This window comes from Pseudomonas palleroniana (genome assembly GCF_022836895.1).
Lineage (GTDB): Bacteria > Pseudomonadota > Gammaproteobacteria > Pseudomonadales > Pseudomonadaceae > Aquipseudomonas > Aquipseudomonas palleroniana.
In genome coordinates this window covers 1476783-1496762 of the sequence record NZ_CP092411.1, presented here as the reverse complement: position 1 = coordinate 1496762, position 19980 = coordinate 1476783, and the positions used below count along the sequence as shown (strand labels likewise).

Here is a 19980-nt window from a genome sequence, read left to right as displayed (position 1 = left end):
ACCAGAACCCGTCCTCCCAAACGAAAAAACGCGGCCTAGGCCGCGTTTTCTCTTGATACATACGACTTAGTTTTTGGCTTTGTCGACGATCTTGTTGGCACCGATCCACGGCATCATGGAGCGAAGTTGCTCGCCGATGACTTCGATACCATGAGCGGCGTTGTTACGACGCTTGGCGGTCATCGAAGGGTAGCCGGTTGCGCCTTCGCTGATGAACATTTTGGCGTATTCGCCGTCCTGAATACGTTTCAGGGCGTTGCGCATAGCCTGACGGGACTCGGCGTTGATCACTTCCGGGCCAGTCACGTACTCGCCGTATTCGGCGTTGTTGGAGATCGAGTAGTTCATGTTGGCGATACCGCCTTCGTACATGAGGTCAACGATCAGCTTCAGTTCGTGCAGGCATTCGAAGTAGGCCATTTCCGGCGCGTAGCCAGCTTCAACCAGGGTTTCGAAACCGGCTTTTACCAACTCAACGGTACCGCCGCACAGAACGGCTTGTTCGCCGAACAGGTCAGTTTCGGTCTCGTCCTTGAAGGTGGTTTCGATGATGCCGGTACGGCCGCCGCCCACGCCGGAAGCGTAAGACAGTGCAACGTTCTTGGCGTTGCCCGACGCGTCCTGGTAGATCGCGATCAGGTCAGGAATACCACCGCCTTTGACGAACTCGGAACGTACGGTGTGGCCCGGGGCCTTCGGCGCGATCATGATCACATCGAGGTCGGCGCGCGGCACAACCTGGTTGTAGTGAATCGCAAAACCGTGGGAGAAGGCCAGGGTGGCGCCCTTCTTGATGTTCGGCTCGATTTCGTTCTTGTACAGCGTGGACTGGAACTCGTCCGGGGTCAGGATCATGACCACATCGGCAGCAGCTACGGCGGAAGCCACGTCAGTGACTTTCAGGCCATGGGCTTCAGCCTTGGCAACAGTGGCCGAGCCCTTGCGCAGGCCGACAGTCACGTCAACGCCGGAATCTTTCAGGTTGCAGGCTTGTGCATGACCCTGGGAGCCGTAGCCGATGATGGCGACTTTCTTGCCCTGGATGATCGACAGGTCACAATCTTTATCGTAATAAACTTTCATGAGGTTCCTCTATATATCCAGGCCGTAAGGCCATTCGCTAATTTGGGTTAGATGCTGAGTACTTTGTCGCCACGGGCAATCCCGGTGACACCACTGCGTACCGTTTCCAGAATCGAGGCCGTCCCGATCGACTGGATGAAGCTGTCCAGCTTGTCGCTCGTACCGGTCAGTTGAACGGTATAAACGCTGGCACTCACATCGACGATCTGCCCGCGATAAATGTCGGTGGTGCGTTTGATCTCGGCACGTTGAGCACCCGTGGCCTTGACTTTAACCAGCATCAGCTCGCGCTCGATGTGGGCACTTTCCGACAGGTCGACCAGCTTGACCACTTCGATCAGCTTGTTGAGGTTCTTGGTGATCTGTTCGATGACCTCATCGTGACCCACGGTGGTCAACGTCAGGCGCGACAGGGTCGGGTCTTCGGTTGGCGCCACAGTCAGGCTTTCGATGTTGTAGTTACGTTGCGAAAACAGGCCGACAACACGAGACAGAGCGCCGGGTTCGTTCTCCAAAAGCAGGGAGATAATATGCCGCATGATTAAGTACGCTCCGTCTTGTTCAACCACATGTCGCGCATAGAGCCGTCTTTGATCTGCATCGGGTAGACGTGCTCGCTGGTATCCACCTGAATATCGATGAACACCAGGCGGTCCTTCATGGCGAACGCCTCTTCCATCTTCGGCTTCAGATCTTTCAAATCCGTGATGCGAATGCCGACGTGGCCATAGGCTTCAACCAACTTGACGAAATCTGGCAGCGACTCCATGTAGGAATGGGAGTGACGGCTGTTGTAACTCATGTCCTGCCACTGACGAACCATGCCCAGCACGCCGTTGTTCAGGCACACGATCTTCACCGGCAGCCCGTACTGCAGGCATGTCGACAGCTCCTGGATATTCATCTGAATACTGCCCTCACCGGTGACGCACGCGACGTCGGTGTCAGGGAAGCTCAGTTTCACACCCATGGCGGCAGGGAAACCAAAGCCCATCGTGCCCAGGCCACCGGAGTTGATCCAGCGGTTAGGCTTGTCGAACTTGTAGTATTGCGCGGCGAACATCTGGTGCTGGCCCACGTCGGAGGTCACAAAGGCGTCGCCCTTGGTCACTTCGCACAGGGTCTCGATCACGGTTTGTGGCTTGATGATGCTGCCGTCACCCTTGTCGTAAGGGAACAGGCCGCGGTCACCGCGCCATTCGTCGATCTGTTTCCACCAACTGGCCACGGACTCTTTGTTCGGCGCTTGGCCGATGTCCTTGAGCGCGGCAACCATTTCGGTCAGTACGCTTTCCACTGGCCCCACGATCGGCACATCGGCCTTGATGGTCTTGGAAATGGACGCCGGGTCGATGTCGATGTGGATGATCTTGGCATTCGGGCAGAATTTGCTCGCGCCGTTGATCACTCGATCATCGAACCGTGCGCCTACAGCCAGAATCACATCGGCGTGGTGCATGGTGAGGTTGGCGGTGTAGCTGCCGTGCATACCGAGCATGCCGACGAACTGACGGTCCGTCCCAGGAAATGCGCCAAGGCCCATCAGGGTATTGGTGACCGGCAGGTTAAGCAGTTTGGCCAGTTCGGTGAGCGGTGCTGAACCGCCCCCCAGAATCACGCCACCGCCCGAGTACAACACAGGGCGCTTGGCCGCCAGGAGCATTTCTGCCGCCTTGCGGATTTGACCCGAATGCCCACGAACGGCCGGGCTGTAGGAACGCAGCTTGGCTTTCTTCGGGAAGACGTATTCGAATTTTTCCGCCGGGTTGGTCATGTCTTTCGGGACATCGACCACCACAGGGCCCGGGCGACCGGACTGTGCGAGGTAGAAGGCCTTCTTCATGACTTCCGGGATTTCCGACGGATGCTTGATCATGAAGCTGTGTTTCACGATCGGCCGGGAGATACCGATCATGTCGGTTTCCTGGAATGCATCGGTACCCACCATGGTGCTTGGCACCTGGCCGGAAATGATCACCATCGGGATGGAGTCCATATAGGCAGTCGCGATGCCGGTAATGGCATTGGTTGCGCCTGGGCCGGACGTTACCAGTACCACGCCGGCTTTACCGGTGGCACGGGCGTAACCGTCAGCCATATGGGTCGCGGCCTGTTCGTGGCGAACCAGGATGTGGGTAACAGCCGGTTCCTTGAACAGTGCGTCGTAAACATGCAGCAGAGCACCACCTGGGTACCCGTAGATATAGTCGACGCCTTCGTCACGCAAAAAGCGGACGAGCATCTCACCACCAGATAAAAGCTCCACGTTGTTCACCTCTAAAACGCCAGAATACCGTCCGTTGAAAACCGACGGGTCTTAATAGGTTTACTTCTCAACAGAGCATGAGCGACGGTGGTCGCCGACTACGTCAGCACTGACTGAGCAAGTATTGGGATCGTCCCAAGTGTTGCGGGCTTTTCCCACCCAGCGCGAGGTAACGCGTTGCGGGTGTTACAGGTCGGCGCGGATATGCGCCTCATGATCTGCCGAGCGGGCCTGCTTCTGGCAGTCCCGATACAGCGGACTTTGGATTCTTCTGTTTCAGCCCCTTCAAGTCAAGCAATAATTGCGCTTTTTTCCAACTAAGCGCACGAGAACGTAGAAGAAAGGGGTTTGAGGAGGGATAAAACTCGCCTGAATGTCGTCAAGCGGTAGAAATATGCGCAAGACTGCCGGAAAAACCGGCAGTCAGGCAATTAACGAGCGTCGACGATCAGTTGGTCGAACTTTTTCAGCGCATCACGCAAGCCAAGGCTCTCCGACGGCCGATCGGCGTAGACCATCTCGGCCATCTCCAGGATTCCCGACGCGTTGGGCAGCGGCAGATCCTGCTCGAGAATCTGCTTCATGCGCACCAGGAAGATCCATTGCAGCCACTGATGAAAATCCAGGGTATCGACCGAAAAGGGCTCCGTGCTGCCAAGCGCCTCGGCGCTGGGGGGCACTTCGTCCCACCAGCCCTGCACACGCAACTCGCGCTCAATCAGCAGCAGCTGTTCGGCAATCGCGGGAAAACGTGCATCCATCAGAGGCTGACCTTGGCTTTCTGCCGCGCTTGGGCGGCACCGGCGGCATCACCTTGCGCCGCACGCGCATCACCAATCAAAGCCCACAAGTTGGCCTGCAGGTCAGGGCGACCGTTGGCCAGAGTCAGGCCGCGACGTGCGAACTGTTCGGCTTGCGGTGCATCCCCCTGGGCCAAACGCACCTGGGCGAGTCGATACAGCACTTGCGGCTCGCGAGGTGCAACACGTTGGGCACGCTCAAGGCTCGACGATGCGCCGTTCAGGTCACCACCGGCCTGCTGTTGCTGGGCGGTGGTCAGCAAAGCCAATACCGGCCCGTCCAGTTGCTCGTCAGCCGACAGGCCGCCGGCATTCGACGATGGAATGCCGCTCGGCGTCGAAGGCGGCATGTTGTAGGTGCCCTGGTTGATCGGTGCGGCCTGGATCGGCGTCGAATCCACTGGGCCCGAAGTGCTCGGCCCTGGCGTCCACGGCTCGGCACTGATCGGCGCCGAGGTAGCGGCTCCGGCACCCGGCACCATGACGACCACGCCCGAATCCTGCGGCACGGCTTGAGGGGCCTGGGCAGGACGCTTGACGACAGTCTGGCGGAAACCGCCGTTGGCCGAAATCCGGTCGTTATTGGAAACGGTCGTGCTCGAATCCACTACGGGAATGGAGCCACGTTGCACACTGGAGCAACCGTTGAGCAAAGCCAGAGCTGTAATAGCTGGAATCCACCACTTGTTCACTTGAAACCCTCTTTGCTTAATTCATCCAGCCCTTGACCCAATCCATCACCGACTCCGCATCAGCAGGCGCACTGCCACCGCACGCGGCGCCAGGTGGTGGCTCGCTGCCGCGAATATACGGCATCTGTACCGCACCCGGACAGTTGGCATCGGAACCCTGGCCGGTGTGCGGATCAATCCATGCCTGCACGATATTGTCCGGCTGCGGCATGTTCAACGGCAGCGGGTCGGCCTTGCGCATGAAACTGGTCCAGACCTGCAATGCACCAGTGGCACCGGTGAACGGCGTTTTGCCGTTGTCATCTCGGCCCAGCCACACCACCGCCAGCACATCCTGGCCGAAGCCAGCGAACCAGCTGTCGCGAGAGTCGTTACTGGTGCCGGTCTTGCCCGCCAGCGTCAGGTTGGACGGCAACACGCTATAGACCGAGCGCCCCGTACCTTCACGCATTACGCGCTGCATGGCGTTCTGAATCAGGTAGATGGAGCCCGCGTCGAAACGCTGCTGGATCTGGAACGGATAACGTTTGAGCGGCTCACCGTCGGCGGTCAGTACGCTGCGAATGCCGCGCATCGGCGTATTGAACCCCCCGTTGGCGAGGGTCTGGTACATCGTGGCCACTTCCATCGGGGTCATCGCACCGGCGCCCAGCAGCATCGATGGGAACGCCGGGAACTCACGGTTGATGCCCAGGCGCCCCAAGGTTTTCAGCACGTTCGGCACGCCCACTTCAAGCCCGAGGCGCGAGGTGGAAATGTTGTAGGAATGCGCCAGGCCTTGATACAGGAACACCGTGCCGTGGGAGCGGCGATCGAAGTTCTGCGGCGTCCATACCTGGCCATCGGCACCCTTGACCGACAGCGGTTCATCCGACAGCCAACTGGTCAGGGTGTATTTGCTTGGTTTCTCCAAGGCCGTCAGGTAGACCGCAGGCTTGACCAGCGAACCGATCGGCCGCACGGCATCCAGCGCACGGTTGAAACCGGCGAAACTGGCTTGGCGACTGCCGATCATGGCCTGGACTTCACCGGTTTCCGGGTTGGTCACAACCATGGCCGCTTCCACTTCATCCGAGCCCTTGCGACCGGTCAGGCGCTTGAAGGTGTCATTGACGGACGCTTCGGCCTTCATCTGCAGAATCGGGTCGAAACTGGTGAAAATCCGCAAGCCTTCTTCGGTCAAGTCTTCGTCGCGGTAGTCTTCACGCAATTGGCGTTTGACCAGGTCGATAAAGCCTGGGAAGGAACTGTCGGCAAGCTTGCCGCGAGTAGTCACACCCAGTGGCATTTTCTTCGCCGCAGCCACCTGCTCGGCGGTAGCGACGCCCTGCTGTTCCAACACATCGAGCACCAGGTTGCGGCGCTCAAGGGCGCGCTCCGGGTTACGACGCGGGTTGTAATAGGAAGGCCCTTTGACCATCCCCACCAGCAACGCGACTTGATGCAGCTTCAATTCGGACAACGGCTGGCCAAAGAAGAACTGGCTGGCCAAGCCAAACCCGTGCACAGCACGCTGGCCATCCTGGCCGACGAATACTTCGTTGAGGTACGCCTCAAGGATTTCCTGCTTGCTGTAGTGCAGCTCCAGCAACATCGCCATCATGGCTTCGGTGAGTTTGCGGGTCAGGCTGCGCTCGTTGGTCAGGTAGAAGTTCTTGACCAATTGTTGCGTGAGCGTACTGCCGCCCTGAGTCATCTTGCCGCCGGACGTGTTGACCCAGATGGCACGGGCAATCGACTTGGGCGACACGCCCCAGTGGCTGTAGAAGTCGCGGTCTTCTACCGCAACCAGGGTTTCCAGCAGATACGGTGGCACCTGATCGAGCTTGATCAGGATGCGATCTTCAAGGTTTTTCGGGTAAATACCGCCGATCAACAGCGGTTCCAGGCGGACTACAGGCAGTTTCGAGCCATTGAGCGACGAAAGCTCGGCCACATAATCGCCGGAGAAGCGCACGCGCACCGGCTGGGCTTTTTCCAGGCCCTCATAGAACTGGAAGCCACGGGTATTCAAGTCGACGGTATTGCCACTGACGGCAGCCGCACCCGGGCCATTGCTTACGGGTTCGCGACGATAGCCCAGCGCATCGAGCTCAGTGAGGAAGTCATCCTTGCTCAGCTTCTGGCCGGTGAACAACTCCAGCGGGCGAGCGTATACCTTGGCCGGGATGGTCCAGCGCTTGCCGGAGAACTTCTCCTGAACCACAGCGTCGAGGTACACCGCGAAGCCGGCAAGCACCACAAGGCCTACCAGGCTGAGCTTGAGCGCCCAGCCCAACCAGGGACGCAGGCCGCGGGAAGGAGGTTTTTTACGGGAACGGGGAGATCGGGTTCGAGTCATGGCGGCGGATTATACGCACTTTATTGATGATCAACATGAGCCGGACAGCGGTTTGCACGACCGGCTGTAGCCGCCATAATGCCTGCCATGATTTCTCCCAGACTTTGAAGGATCGCCCGTGAGCCAGTCCCTGATCGCTGCCCTGCAAAACCCGGCTTTATACCCTCACCCGGTTGAAGCGTTTCAAGTCATCGAGACCCATATTTCCTGGGTGATACTGACCGGCGCTTATGCTTATAAGCTGAAGAAACCGATGAACTTCGGTTTTCTGGATTTCACCAACCTGGCTGATCGCGGCCACTTCTGTCGTGAAGAACTGCGCCTCAACCAGCGTCTGACCAAAGATTTGTATCTTGAAGTGTTGCCTATCACCGGTACCGCTGACGCCCCGCAAATCGGCGGCGACGGCCCGGTGATCGAATACGCGCTGAAAATGCGCCAATTCCCGCAAAGCCAGATGCTCAGCACGTTGCAGGCGAACGGCGAGCTGACCAGCGCGCACATCGATGAAATGGCCCGGCAAATCGCGCACTTCCACCTCAACGCGCCAAAGGTGCCGCAAGACCACCCTGCCGGCACCCCGGATGAGGTAATGGCACCGGTACGCCAAAACTTCGAACAGATCCGCCCGTTCCTCAGTGACAAGGCCGACCTGGTTCAACTGCAAGCGCTGCAAGCCTGGGCCGAAAGCAGCTTCGAACGCCTCAAACCATTGCTGGCACAACGCAAGCTTGATGGCTTCACCCGCGAATGCCACGGTGACATCCACCTGGGCAACGCCACCTTGATCGATGGCAACGTGGTGATCTTCGACTGCATCGAATTCAATGAACCGTTCCGCTTCACCGATGTGTACGCCGACACCGGCTTCCTGGCCATGGACCTGGAAGACCGCGGTCTCAAATCCCTGGCCCGACGTTTTATCAGCCAGTATCTGGAATTGACCGGCGATTATCAGGGCCTTGAAGTCCTGAACTTCTACAAAGCCTACCGGGCCCTGGTACGCGCCAAGGTTGCGCTGTTCAGCATGCCGAGCGAAGCCGACCCGGTGCAACGCGCTACCACCCTGCGCCAGTACCGTAACTACGCCAACCTGGCGGAAAGCTACAGCACTATTCCGTCGCGCTTCCTGGCAATTACCCATGGCGTTTCGGCCGTCGGCAAAAGCCACGTCGCCATGCGTCTTGTTGAAGCCCTGGGTGCCGTGCGCCTGCGTTCGGACGTCGAGCGCAAGCGCCTGTTTGGTGAGCAGCAGATTGAAAACACGCCGCAGGCCGGGATCTATAGCCAGGACGCCAGTGCTGCGACTTACGCGCGCCTGAACGAAATCGCCAACACTATATTGCGCGCGGGCTTCCCGGTGGTGCTCGATGCCACTTTCCTGAAGCGAGAACAGCGTGACGCAGCCGCCAAGATAGCCGAAGCCACGGGCGCGCCTTTCCTGATTCTGGACTGCAATGCACCACAAGCCGTTATCGCCAACTGGTTGGCGCAACGTCAGGCAGATAAAAACGACCCGTCTGACGCAACACTCAGCGTTATTGACGAACAGCAAGCCCACCGCGAACCGCTGACTGCCGAAGAACTGCTCCTGAGCAAACGCGTAGAAACCAATGAGAGCGGAACGCTTGACGCACTCGTGGCGCACATTCGCCAGCGTCTGCCCGGCCTGTAAGAAATATTTCTTGGTCGTGTCACCGACCTACGGTGCACGGCCAAGAAATAGTGGCACTATAATGGCATTATAAATCCAATCGGAGTCGCCATCATGAGTCAGCCCAAGCTTCTTGATACTCCGCTCTTCGCTCTCCTGCATAAAGACGATATCCGCGGCTTTAACCAGGAGCGCCCCAAAGAGGGTGTCATCAACCTGCGCGGTGGCGACTTCCGAGGGCTGGACCTGCGCGACCTGAACGCCACCGGCGTGGACTTCACCGATGCCTATTTCCGCTCGGCCGACCTGCGCGGCCTGGATCTACGCGACTGCTCGCTGGAAGGCGCCAGCCTGGCGCATGCGCAGATCTCCGGCACCTACTTTCCAGCCGAATTGACCGCTGATGAAATCCTGATGTCCGTCAACTTCGGCACCCGGCTGCGCTACCGCACCAAGTAACAGCGCCTGCCCCCTTCCCCCCCCGGCACGCCCTCAAGCGCGCCGGTAGTCCTCGCCTGCTTGTGGCTGAAGCGTGTTCGTCACTCTTATAGCTTTTCAGCCGTTTCTGCCCAATGAACTACGCTTTTCCTACTGAGCGCTACACTCCTTTCAGGCTTGCCTGGTCACGATACCCACCGCACCATTCGGCCGTCGCAAGGAGGCTTGATGAACGATGAGCTGCAACACCTGAAAAACCTCGGCAAGACCTCCGCGCAATGGCTGCATGCAGTGGGTATCCACAGTGCGTCGGATTTGCGCCGCCTGGGAGCGGTTGATGCCTACCGCGCCGTGCGGACTCGTGGCTTCCGGGCCTCGAAAGTACTGCTGTATGCAATCGAAGGTGCATTGATGGATGTGCACTGGAACGACATCCCCGCGGAGCGCAAGGAAGCGTTGAACCGTCAGTTGGATGCGATTTCAGCGCGCCAGAAAAATTAGATCGGCCACAAACCCCAAGGTTTACAAGCGTTCCAAACAGCTGTTTGAGAAAATTCGATAGGCAGCCAAAACAACTGTTGACTCACAAATGAGAATCGTTATGATTATCACAACTGGTCGCGAGATCAGCCGATAACTGAAAGACCCTTGGTTCGGACTCTCAGATTATCTCCTCATCAGGCTAATCACGGTTATTTGACCCGGCTCTTGCCGGGTCTTTTTTTGCCTGATAAAAGCCGCCTGTGAGAAGCTGCTTTCAGCGCGCAATTATCAACGGATGCCCAAGCTCCGGATGCGGCTGAACCAGCACATCCAAGCCAAACACAGCCTTGAGCAATTCCGGCCGCAACACGTTTGATGGCGTGTCCAAGGCCTGTGGGCAGCCGTTTTCCAGCAACAGGATACGATCGCAGTAGCGAGCCGCCAGGTTCAGATCGTGCAGAATCACCAATACGGCCGCCCCTCGATCGGCAAAGCGGCGGATGGCCTGCAGCGTCGTGTGTTGATGCAGAGGGTCCAGCATCGATGTCGGCTCATCCAGCAGCAAGGTTTGACCCGCTTCGCCCGGCCATAACTGCGCCAGCACCCGTGCCAAGTGCACACGTTGACGCTCGCCGCCGGACAACGCCAAATAGCTGCGACCACTCAAATGCCCGGCGTCCGCCGCGTGCAAGGCTGCGGCGATGATTTCATCATCGCGTACCCGTCCGGTCTGATGGGGCAAGCGGCCCATGCCCACGACCTCTTCGACACGAAAAGCGAAGTCCAGGGTCGACGTTTGCGGCAACACCGCCAAACGCTGCGCACGATGCGGGCCACTCCAATGCGTCAACGCCTGCTCAGCCAGCCAGACGCTGCCTTGGTCCGGATGCAGCTCCCCGCACAACGCACCGAGCAAGGTACTTTTACCGGCGCCGTTGGGCCCCAGCACACCGAGCACTTCGCCCGACAACAGATCCAGCGTGATATCCGTCAGCACCACCTTGCGCCCGCGCCGAATCTGCAGCCCTTCCACACGTAGCATCAGGCGCGCCCCCGCAACAACAGATATAAAAAGAACGGTGCGCCAATGAACGCGGTCACGATGCCGATCGGCAGCTCTGCAGGTGCCAGCGCCAGGCGCGCCACCAAGTCCGCAAACAGCAGCAAACTTGCGCCTGCCAGTACCGAGGCCGGCAACAACACCCGATAGTCCGGGCCCGCCAGCAACCGCACCAGATGCGGCACTACCAGGCCGACAAAACCGATCATCCCCGCCGCCGCTACCGCAGCGCCCACACCCAGCGCGGTGCAGAACACCAATTCGCGCTTGAGCCTTTCGACATCGATGCCCAAGTGATTGGCCTCGGACTCACCCAATAACAGTGCATTCAACGCCTTGGCCCGGCGCGGCAACCAAAGCGCCACACCCGCGCTCACCAGCAGCAATGGCCATAACCGCGAATAACTGGCGCCATTGAGGCTGCCCAGGTTCCAGAAAGTCAGGGTACGCAACGTAGCGTCATCTGCCAGATAGGTGAACAGGCCCACAGCCGAACTGCCGAGAGCCGTAAGAGCAATGCCGGCCAGCAACATCGTCGCGACATGGGTCTGGCCATTACGGCGCCCCAATCGATATACCAGCGCGGTAACCCCCAAGCCGCCAAGAAATGCACACAGCGACAACAAATAGGGCCCGAACGCGTCCGGTAACCCGCCAAAAAACGAACCACCGACAATCGCGATCGCTGCCCCCAGCGCTGCGCCACTAGACACCCCCACTAACCCGGGATCAGCCAACGGGTTGCGAAACAGGCCTTGCATCGCCACGCCCGACAGCGCCAGCACGCCGCCCACCGACAAACCCAGCAACGTGCGCGGAAGACGGATTTGTCCCAAGATCAATTCGGCCTGCTCCAGGCCTTGCGCATCAATCGGCAACCCCATCAAGCGCAAAGCGGCCTTGAGCGTATCCAGCAAAGGCAGACTGACGGGCCCCAGCGCCAATGAAAGCCAAGTCGCGAATACACACATCAGCGACAACCCGATAAACAGTGTCTTCGGCTTTACCAGTGTGGTCATGGGGCAGGCTTGGCCTGGGAGGGATAGAACCCGGCAGACAGCTCAACCAAACTTTTTGGCAGGCGAGGCCCAAGGCCGCCGACCAGCAGGGTCGGGTCCAACTCAAACGCTCGCGCCTGCTTGGCCGCCGGGGTTGAAGCCAGGATCGGGTTCTCTTTGAACAGAGCCGCACGCGCTGCATCGCCGGTCAAAGCTCGGTCGGCAAACACCAACACGTCAGGGCTCAGCCCCGCCAGCGATTCGACCGAAAACGGTTTGTAACCGGTGTGAGTCGCCAGGTTATGGCCGCCTGCCTGCTGCAATATCCAGTCGGCGGCAGTGTCTTTACCCGCAATCAGCGGCTTGCCACCCGCGTGGCCCAGCAACAACAGCACACCCGGTGCCTTTTGCGTAGCCTGCGCCTTGGCGACCCAATGCTTCTGCTGCTCAAGAGCCTGCTCATACTCGGTAAACAGCTCGCTGGCCTTGGCTTCACTGCCCAGCAATTTGCCCAAGTGCTGCAGGTTGCCTTTCAAGGTTGGCAAATCCGGCTGGGCCGAGAACATTTCCACCCGCACACCGGCGTCACGAATCTGCGCCAGCACCGGCGGCGGCCCCATCTCCTCGGTACCGACGAGGATCTGCGGGCGCAGGCTGAGAATGCCTTCAGCCGACAGCTGCCGCTGGTAACCAATACTCGGCAACGCCTTGAGCGACTCCGGGTGCTGGCTGGTCGTGTCGACCCCCACTAACTTCGACTCAGCACCCAGGGCCGTCACCCATTCCGACAACGCCCCACCGGCACTGACCCAACGTTGTGGCTGTTCAGAGGCTTGTGCCCCGTGGTTGACCAGCAGTGAGACAACAAGCGCAAAAACGCTGGTACTCAAGCGCATAACAGGGTTTCCTTCCAAGGGCAGGGCCACTCAAGCGCACATCGATGTGACAGATAACACCCGCCTTACATCGTATGAAGCACCCGGTCAGCCGACGGGCGAAGCGGGCATTTGATAATTGTTTGCATTTGAACGTCAAGGCACTTAAGGATTGAAATGAAGTTTCTCTGCCCCTCCGAAACCCTCGCGCCCAACAGCAGCCGCGGCTTTGATATCGACGGTCGCAAGCTATTGGCCGTGCGCCGGGACGGCATTGCCTACTTCTATATCAACCGTTGCCCCCATCGCGGCATTCCACTGGAGTGGCAACCCAACCAGTTCCTGGACTCCAGCGCCAGCCTGATCCAATGCGCCACCCACGGCGCGCTGTTTCTGGTTGAAAGCGGCGAGTGCATCGCCGGCCCTTGTGCAGGCGAAAGCCTCACCCCCCTGCTCGGCCGCGAAGACGAACAAGGCTTATGGGTTGAACTCTAGTCGCCCAGCAGCACCTCCAACCGACGGTCGACGTACATTTCCTCAGGCGTCACCCGCACGCCATAGGCCAACACCTCAACGCCGGCGGCCTTGGCCTCACGCAGCGCAGCGGCATAACCGGCATCAATCTCCACCGCCGGCCGCACCGCATCAACCCCCGATAGACACACGCAGTACAACTGCACCGCCCGCACACCTTCACGCGCCAAGTGCGCCAGCTCACGCAAATGCTTGGCACCGCGCTGGGTCACGGCATCAGGAAAGGCCGCCACGGAAGAGCCGTCAAACCCCAGCGTCACGCTTTTCACCTCCACATAAGCTGCGCCCTGGGGATATTCCAGGCGAAAGTCGATACGGCTTTTCTCCTGCCCGTAAGGCACCTCGCGCTTCAGCGCGGTAAAGCCGTTGAGCTCAGTGATTACCCCAGCACGCAACGCTTCTTCGACCAGCTGATTGGCGCGCGCCGTGTTGATGCATGCCAATCGGCCCTGAGGCGTTTCGGCGATTTCCCAGGTGCCTGGCAGCTTGCGCTTTGGGTCATCGGAACGGCTGAACCAGACCTGCCCACCCTCTAGCATGCAATTGAGCATCGAGCCGGTGTTCGGACAGTGAATAGTCAGCAACTCGCCGGCATCCGTTTCGATATCGGTGAGAAAACGCTTGTAACGGCGAATCAGCCGCCCTTGTTCCAGAGGAGGATGAAAGCGCATCAGCCTTGCCAACTCTGCAAGCCGCGAGCAATGCGCTCCACAGCCTCTTCTAGCCGTTCAAGGTTTTGCGTGTAGGCAAAACGCACATGGTGACCGGCTTGATGGCGGCCGAAATCCAGCCCCGGTGTAAAAGCGACATGTTCGGTTTCGAGGAAGTGGCGACAGAACGCGAAGGCATCACCGCCGAACGCGCTGATATCGGCATACAAATAGAAAGCGCCCTCAGGTTCTACGGCAATACCGAAGCCCAAGTCGCGCAATGCCGGCAGCAGAAAGTCCCGACGGCGACCGAATTCAGCGCGGCGCGCCTCCAGAATCTCCAGGGTTTGTGGGGTAAAGCAGGCCAGCGCCGCGTGCTGGGCCATACTTGGCGCGCTGATATAGAGGTTTTGCGCCAGCTTCTCCAGTTCCCCGACAGCGGCGGGAGGCGCTACCAGCCATCCCAGGCGCCAGCCGGTCATACCGAAGTACTTCGAAAAACTATTGAGCACAAAGGCATCATCGTCGACTTCCAGTACGCTGGCAGCCTCAGTGCCGTAGGTGAGGCCGTGATAGATCTCGTCTACGACCAAGTGGCCCTTGCGCGCCTTGATTGCCCTCGACAACCCGGCCAATTCGTCACGCGTAAGAATCGTACCGGTCGGGTTGGCAGGCGAAGCCACCAGCGCGCCGACGCTGTCGTGATCCCAATACCGCTCAACCAGATCGGCATTCAATTGGTAACGCACCTCCGGACCTACCGGCACCAGCTGCGCAGCCCCCTCCACCAACCGCAGGAAATGCCGGTTACAGGGGTAGCCGGGGTCCGCCAGCAGCCAGTGCTTGCCGGGGTCCACCAACAGGCTGCTCGCCAATAACAAGGCGCCGGAGCCACCGGGCGTAATCAGAATGCGCTCAGGATCGACATCCAGCCCGTAGCGCTGCCGATAGAACCCGCTGATGGCCTCACGCAGCTCAGGCAACCCACGAGCCGCGGTATAGCGGGTCTTGCCGTTGGCCAAGGCCGCCTGCCCCGCCTGAATGATCGGCTCGGCCGTGGTGAAGTCCGGCTCACCGATTTCCAGATGGATCACATCATGACCCGCCGCCTGCAGCTCATTGGCGCGCGCCAGCAACGCCATGACATGAAAAGGTTCGATGGCGCGACTGCGCGCACTATAGGGCTGAGCCATTAGCCTTCCTTAACCGTGAGGACAAAATCCGGATTCTACCGAACCCACGCCGTAAAACATGTTCTATTGCCTGCTCGGCCACTTGAACGGTGCGGGCACACACGCGCAAAACGACTAAAATCAGTATTCGAGACGATTCATACCCAGCCACGACGGGCCGCTGCTATTTACGCCCCCGTGCGATGGGCCTCGACAACCGGGAGTGGCGCACCCCGAATCTATCTGGTAAGTTCGCCCGCTTGCAGCCGCAGGGCCGGCAGGTGTCGGTGACGTTGCAATCCTGCGCAATGGATTAGAAGAGTGAGAGGCGGTCTATTCATGTCCACCCAAGCAAAGCAACAACAATCCTCAGCCCTCAGCGGCTTCACACCTTATGTCGAGACAAAAGGTGAGGAGTACATGGGTGAGCCCATGCGCAAACACTTCTCCAATATCCTGAAGAAGTGGAAGCAGGACTTGATGCAGGAAGTCGACCGTACGGTTGACCACATGAAGGACGAAGCCGCCAACTTCCCGGACCCGGCCGACCGTGCCAGCCAGGAAGAGGAATTCGCCCTCGAGTTGCGCGCCCGTGATCGCGAACGCAAGCTCATCAAGAAAATCGACAAGACCCTGCAACTGATCGAAGACGAGGAATACGGCTGGTGCGAATCCTGCGGCGTCGAGATCGGTATTCGCCGCCTGGAAGCTCGTCCTACCGCAGACCTCTGCGTAGACTGCAAGACCTTGGCTGAAATCAAGGAAAAACAGGTCGGCAAGTAATTCCTGCCGAGCTGAACGAATGGGGCGTGCGAACGCCCCATTTTGGTTTCTGGGATTTACCGAATTCCAGTAGTATCCGGCCCATGACAGCCTCTACCTATATCGGGCGCTTCGCCCCCACGCCCAGCGGCCACCTGCATTTTGGCTCGCTGGTTGCAGCCCTCGCCTCCTACCTCGATGCTCGCGCCAACCATGGCCGCTGGCTGATGCGCATGGAAGATCTCGACCCTCCGCGTGAAGAACCCGGCGCCCAGGCGGCCATTTTGCATGCCCTGGAAAGCTACGGCTTTGAATGGGATGGCGAACTGGTCCGACAAAGCGAGCGGCATGATGCCTACGCCAAAGTGCTGAATGACCTGTTCAGCCACGGCTTGGCATACGCCTGCACCTGCTCACGCAAACAGCTGGAAACCTACAACGGGATTTACCCGGGCCTGTGCCGCAATGCCGGTCACGATCAGCAGGACGCCGCCATCCGTTTGCGCGTTCCAGAGTTGGAGTACCACTTTACCGATCGTGTACAAGGCGAATTCCGACAACACCTGGGCCGCGACGTGGGCGACTTCATCATCCGGCGTCGAGACGGCCTGTATGCCTACCAATTGGCCGTGGTGCTCGACGATGCCTGGCAAGGGGTGACCGATATCGTGCGCGGAGCCGACCTGCTCGACTCCACACCGCGCCAACTGTATCTGCAAGAGTTGTTGGGGCTGCGCCAGCCGCGCTATCTGCACGTGCCGCTGATCATCCAGCCGGACGGTAACAAACTGGGCAAATCCTACCGTTCTCCACCGCTGGCACCCGACCAGGCCACGCCGTTGCTATTGAGAGCATTGCGTGCCCTTGGCCAGCAACCGGGCGACGAACTGCTCCACGCCAGCCCACGGGAGCTGCTCGATTGGGGCATTGCGCACTGGGATGCCGCAAAGATCCCGCGCACACTCACGTTGGCGGAAGCGCAATTAAGCTGAAGGCGCTTGCAGCTTGCCAGCCATCCGTTACCATCGCCGCACGTTTTCACACAGAGGCCAACATGTACATCTATCGATTGGTCCTGCTGCTGGTCGTCGGGATCTACCTGTTTTCCCCCGCCATCATGGATTGGTGGATCGACGCCACGGGCGCCTGGTACCGCCCTTATCTGCTGTGGCTGATCCTGATCGTCGTGACTTTCATCCTGCAGAGCCAAAAAGATGCCGATGAGCTTTAGCCTCACCCAGATGCTGCTGATCAGCGCCGCCTACCTGGCCGCGTTGTTCGGCGTCGCCTGGATCAGTGAGCGCGGAATGATTCCGCGGGCGATCATTCGCCATCCGCTGACCTACACCTTGTCCCTGGGCGTCTACGCCAGTGCCTGGGCGTTCTACGGCACCGTGGGCCTGGCCTATCAGTACGGTTATGGCTTCCTTTCCAGCTACCTCGGGGTCTCCGGCGCATTCCTGCTGGCGCCCGTGTTGCTGTATCCGATCCTGAAAATCACCCGCACCTATCAGTTGTCGTCCCTGGCAGACCTGTTTGCCTTTCGCTTTCGCAGCACCTGGGCCGGCGCGCTGACCACCGTATTCATGTTGATTGGCGTCCTGCCCTTGCTGGCCCTGCAGATCCAGGCGGTGGCCGACTCCATCAGCATCCTGACCCGCGAGCCGGTGCAGCATCGCGTTGCCCTGGCCTTCTGTGCGCTGATCACCCTGTTCACGATTTTCTTCGGCTCGCGCCATATTGCCGCCCGTGAAAAACACGAAGGCCTGGTATTCGCGATAGCCTTCGAGTCGGTCATCAAGCTGATCGCCATCGGTGGCGTCGGCCTCTACGCACTGTATGGCGTGTTCGACGGCCCGCAACAGTTGGAGCTGTGGCTGCTGCAAAACCAGACCGCCCTCGCCGCCCTGCACACCCCCTTGCAGGAAGGTCCGTGGCGCACGCTGCTGCTGGTGTTCTTCGCCTCGGCGATCGTAATGCCGCACATGTACCACATGACCTTCACCGAGAACCTCAACCCGCGCTCACTGGTCAGCGCCAGTTGGGGCTTGCCGCTGTTCCTGCTGCTGATGAGCCTGGCGGTGCCGCTGATCCTGTGGGCCGGCCTGAAGCTGGGAGCCACCACCAACCCGGAATACTTCACCCTCGGCGTCGGTATCGCCGCGAATAACCCGGCCCTGGCGCTACTCGCCTACGTGGGCGGCTTATCGGCGGCCAGCGGCTTGATCATCGTGACCACCCTGGCCCTGTCGGGGATGGCGCTCAACCATCTGGTACTGCCGCTCTACCAGCCGCCTGCCGAAGGCAATATCTACCGCTGGCTGAAATGGACGCGCCGCGCACTGATCGTCGCCATCATCATGGCCGGCTATGGTTTCTACCTGCTGCTGGGCGCAGGCCAAGACCTGGCCAACCTCGGGATCGTCGCGTTCGTCGCCACCTTGCAGTTCCTGCCGGGAGTGTTGTCGGTGCTGTACTGGCCAACCGCCAATCGCCGTGGTTTTGTCGCCGGGCTGCTGGCCGGCATCCTGGTGTGGATCGTCACCATGTTGTTGCCGTTGGTCGGCAACCTCCAGGGTTTCTACATCCCGTTGCTGAACATGATTTACGTGCTGGATGACACCAGTTGGCACATGGCGGCGATCGCGTCCCTGGCCGCCAACGTGCTGATGTTCACCCTGATCTCGCTGTTCACCAACGCCAGCCCCGAAGAAACCAGCGCCGCTGAAGCCTGCGCAGTGGATAACGTACGTCGCCCGCAACGCCGCGAGCTGCACGCCGCCTCACCCCAGGAGTTCGCCACGCAACTGGCCAAGCCACTGGGTGCCAAGGCGGCACAAAAAGAAGTCGAACAGGCATTGCGCGATCTCTACCTGCCGTTTGACGAGCGCCGCCCTTATGCGCTGCGCCGCCTGCGTGATCGTATCGAAGCCAACCTTTCCGGCCTCATGGGGCCGAGCGTGTCCCAGGACATGGTCGAAACGTTCTTGCCCTACAAGGCCGGCGGTGAAAACTACGTCACCGAAGACATCCACTTCATCGAGAGCCGGCTGGAGGACTACCACTCACGCCTTACCGGCCTCGCCGCCGAACTCGATGCGCTACGCCGCTACCACCGCCAGACGCTGCAGGAACTGCCGATGGGTGTGTGCTCCCTGGCCAAGGATCAAGAGATCCTGATGTGGAACAAAGCCATGGAAGAACTCACCGGCATCGCCGCCCAGCGAGTAGTGGGTTCACGCTTGAATACCCTGGGCGAGCCGTGGAAAGAACTGCTGCAAGGCTTCATCAACCTGCCCGACGAACACTTGCACAAGCAGCATCTGGCCCTCGACGGCCAGACCCGCTGGCTCAACCTGCACAAGGCGGCGATTGACGAACCGCTCGCCCCCGGCAACAGCGGCCTGGTGCTGCTGGTGGAAGACCTGACCGAAACCCAGATGCTCGAAGACAAGTTGGTGCACTCTGAGCGCCTGGCCAGCATCGGCCGACTGGCGGCGGGTGTCGCCCACGAAATCGGCAACCCGATCACCGGTATCGCCTGCCTGGCGCAGAACCTGCGCGAAGAACGCGAAGAAGACGGCGAGATCACCGAGATCAGCGGGCAAATCCTTGAGCAGACCAAACGTGTTTCGCGCATCGTGCAATCGCTGATGAGTTTCGCCCACTCAGGGGCGCATCAGAACCAGGATGAAGCCGTGTGCCTGGCCGAAGTGGCGCAGGATGCCATTGGGCTGCTGGCCTTGAACCGGCGCAATTTCGAAGTACAGTTTTTCAATCTGTGCGACCCGGATCACTGGGTCGACGGCGACTCCCAACGTTTGGCGCAGGTGTTGATCAACCTGCTGTCCAACGCCCGTGACGCATCACCGGCCGGCAGCGCGGTACGTGTCAAGAGCGAGGCTTTCGAGCACACGATCGATCTGATCGTGGAAGACGAAGGCAGCGGCATTCCACAGAACATCATGGACCGATTGTTCGAACCTTTCTTCACCACCAAGGATCCAGGTGAAGGTACCGGTCTGGGCCTTGCACTGGTCTATTCCATCGTTGAAGAGCATTATGGACAAATCACCATCGACAGCCCGGCTGACACCGAAAGCCAACGCGGCACCCGTATCCGGGTGACCTTGCCGCGTCATGTCGAAGCGACGTCCGCTGTGAACTGAGAC

19 protein-coding genes are annotated in these 19980 nt (G+C 59.6%); 8 read left to right on the top strand and 11 right to left on the bottom strand.

The genetic code is table 11. From position 1 onward, the window contains the following. Window positions 1–66 precede the first annotated feature (66 nt). The 6 genes from ilvC to mrcB form a co-directional block, all read right to left on the bottom strand. Window positions 67–1083: a ketol-acid reductoisomerase gene (gene ilvC, locus MJP36_RS06775; RefSeq protein WP_060752233.1), complete on the bottom strand. Its 1017-nt coding sequence runs from the start codon at window positions 1081–1083 to the stop codon at window positions 67–69. 47 nt (window positions 1084–1130) lie between these two features. Next, window positions 1131–1622: an acetolactate synthase small subunit gene (gene ilvN, locus MJP36_RS06770; protein ID WP_003176102.1), complete on the bottom strand. Its 492-nt coding sequence runs from the start codon at window positions 1620–1622 to the stop codon at window positions 1131–1133. 2 nt (window positions 1623–1624) lie between these two features. Beyond that, complete coding sequence (locus MJP36_RS06765; protein ID WP_090365838.1) at window positions 1625–3349, bottom strand: acetolactate synthase 3 large subunit; 1725 nt, start codon at window positions 3347–3349, stop codon at window positions 1625–1627. 431 nt (window positions 3350–3780) lie between these two features. Next, window positions 3781–4110 carry a YqcC family protein gene (locus MJP36_RS06760; protein WP_060752234.1) on the bottom strand — a complete coding sequence of 110 codons (330 nt, stop codon included), beginning with the start codon at window positions 4108–4110 and terminating at the stop codon, window positions 3781–3783. Then, a complete protein-coding gene (locus MJP36_RS06755; RefSeq protein ID WP_060752235.1) occupies window positions 4110–4841 on the bottom strand; it encodes a hypothetical protein in 732 nt (243 codons plus the stop codon). The genes MJP36_RS06760 and MJP36_RS06755 overlap by 1 nt, the downstream gene beginning before the upstream one ends. Window positions 4842–4857: 16 nt before the next feature. Then, window positions 4858–7182 carry a penicillin-binding protein 1B gene (gene mrcB, locus MJP36_RS06750; RefSeq protein ID WP_104995984.1) on the bottom strand — a complete coding sequence of 775 codons (2325 nt, stop codon included), beginning with the start codon at window positions 7180–7182 and terminating at the stop codon, window positions 4858–4860. Window positions 7183–7300: 118 nt separating this feature from the next. Here mrcB and MJP36_RS06745 point away from each other — a divergent pair, with 118 nt between their 5' ends. The 3 genes from MJP36_RS06745 (at window position 7301) to MJP36_RS06735 (ending at window position 9775) form a co-directional block, all read left to right on the top strand. Then, window positions 7301–8857 (top strand): bifunctional aminoglycoside phosphotransferase/ATP-binding protein, encoded by a 1557-nt coding sequence (locus tag MJP36_RS06745; RefSeq protein WP_244385081.1) that lies wholly within the window; start codon window positions 7301–7303, stop codon window positions 8855–8857. 93 nt (window positions 8858–8950) lie between these two features. Beyond that, a complete protein-coding gene (locus tag MJP36_RS06740; RefSeq protein WP_104995986.1) occupies window positions 8951–9295 on the top strand; it encodes a pentapeptide repeat-containing protein in 345 nt (114 codons plus the stop codon). A gap of 207 nt (window positions 9296–9502) precedes the next feature. Next, window positions 9503–9775 carry a TfoX/Sxy family protein gene (locus MJP36_RS06735; protein ID WP_010562703.1) on the top strand — a complete coding sequence of 91 codons (273 nt, stop codon included), beginning with the start codon at window positions 9503–9505 and terminating at the stop codon, window positions 9773–9775. Window positions 9776–10031: 256 nt separating this feature from the next. Here the strand turns inward: MJP36_RS06735 and MJP36_RS06730 are convergent, their stop codons facing one another. Genes MJP36_RS06730 through MJP36_RS06720 form a run of 3 tightly spaced genes read right to left on the bottom strand, consistent with a single transcriptional unit; the run spans window position 10032 to window position 12711 of the window. Beyond that, the gene (locus MJP36_RS06730; protein ID WP_244385080.1) at window positions 10032–10799 is read right to left on the bottom strand and encodes a heme ABC transporter ATP-binding protein; all 768 of its coding nucleotides are present in this window, start codon (window positions 10797–10799) and stop codon (window positions 10032–10034) included. After that, complete coding sequence (locus MJP36_RS06725) at window positions 10799–11788, bottom strand: FecCD family ABC transporter permease (RefSeq protein ID WP_425226339.1); 990 nt, start codon at window positions 11786–11788, stop codon at window positions 10799–10801. Before MJP36_RS06725 ends, MJP36_RS06730 begins: the two co-directional genes overlap by 1 nt. A 44-nt stretch (window positions 11789–11832) precedes the next feature. Further along, window positions 11833–12711, bottom strand: a complete 879-nt coding sequence (locus MJP36_RS06720; RefSeq protein WP_244385078.1) for a heme/hemin ABC transporter substrate-binding protein — start codon at window positions 12709–12711, stop codon at window positions 11833–11835. Window positions 12712–12867: 156 nt separating this feature from the next. Between MJP36_RS06720 and MJP36_RS06715 the strand changes: the two genes are divergently transcribed. Then, the gene (locus MJP36_RS06715; RefSeq protein WP_244385077.1) at window positions 12868–13185 is read left to right on the top strand and encodes a Rieske (2Fe-2S) protein; all 318 of its coding nucleotides are present in this window, start codon (window positions 12868–12870) and stop codon (window positions 13183–13185) included. Here MJP36_RS06715 and sfsA read toward each other — a convergent pair. Next, on the bottom strand, window positions 13182–13895 hold the full coding sequence (gene sfsA / locus MJP36_RS06710) for a DNA/RNA nuclease SfsA (protein WP_244385076.1): 714 nt from the start codon (window positions 13893–13895) through the stop codon (window positions 13182–13184). The genes MJP36_RS06715 and sfsA overlap by 4 nt on opposite strands. After that, on the bottom strand, window positions 13895–15067 hold the full coding sequence (locus MJP36_RS06705) for a pyridoxal phosphate-dependent aminotransferase (RefSeq protein WP_090365805.1): 1173 nt from the start codon (window positions 15065–15067) through the stop codon (window positions 13895–13897). Before MJP36_RS06705 ends, sfsA begins: the two co-directional genes overlap by 1 nt. A gap of 318 nt (window positions 15068–15385) precedes the next feature. Between MJP36_RS06705 and dksA the strand changes: the two genes are divergently transcribed. From dksA to MJP36_RS06685, 4 genes are all read left to right on the top strand, one after another. Next, window positions 15386–15829, top strand: a complete 444-nt coding sequence (dksA, locus tag MJP36_RS06700) for an RNA polymerase-binding protein DksA (protein WP_060752245.1) — start codon at window positions 15386–15388, stop codon at window positions 15827–15829. An 83-nt stretch (window positions 15830–15912) separates the two neighbouring features. Next, window positions 15913–16800: a tRNA glutamyl-Q(34) synthetase GluQRS gene (gene gluQRS, locus MJP36_RS06695; RefSeq protein ID WP_104995992.1), complete on the top strand. Its 888-nt coding sequence runs from the start codon at window positions 15913–15915 to the stop codon at window positions 16798–16800. 62 nt (window positions 16801–16862) lie between these two features. Next, window positions 16863–17039 carry a hypothetical protein gene (locus tag MJP36_RS06690; protein ID WP_003176118.1) on the top strand — a complete coding sequence of 59 codons (177 nt, stop codon included), beginning with the start codon at window positions 16863–16865 and terminating at the stop codon, window positions 17037–17039. Further along, window positions 17023–19977, top strand: coding sequence for a sensor histidine kinase (locus MJP36_RS06685; RefSeq protein WP_161548368.1), 2955 nt, complete (start codon window positions 17023–17025; stop codon window positions 19975–19977). Before MJP36_RS06690 ends, MJP36_RS06685 begins: the two co-directional genes overlap by 17 nt. Window positions 19978–19980 lie beyond the last annotated feature (3 nt).